1 rRNA gene is annotated in these 231 nt (G+C 37.7%); it reads right to left on the bottom strand.

Going from position 1 to position 231, the window contains the following annotated elements:
* Positions 1 to 179 precede the first annotated feature (179 nt).
* Positions 180 to 231: ribosomal RNA gene (locus tag M3234_RS29115) — 16S ribosomal RNA — on the bottom strand; the annotation flags it as partial.

The raw sequence follows: 231 nt of genomic DNA, 5'->3' as shown, positions 1-231 counted from the left end.
TAGAGAGAAAAACTAAAATGGCGATCACTCGGTTTTTACTTGGTTACTTCTTCTTTTACGATTATCTAGTTTTCAAAGAACGATTAAAAAAAGCTTTGAGAGATGATTATTCCCTCAAAACTAAACAAACAGAAAACAGTCAACGTTATATCAGTCCGACAGGACTGTATATTCCTTAGAAAGGAGGTGATCCAGCCGCACCTTCCGATACGGCTACCTTGTTACGACTTC

This window comes from Neobacillus niacini, from assembly GCF_023715785.1.
GTDB classification, from domain to species: domain Bacteria; phylum Bacillota; class Bacilli; order Bacillales; family Cytobacillaceae; genus Neobacillus; species Neobacillus niacini_E.
This window is presented reverse-complemented; position numbering and strand designations above follow the sequence as displayed.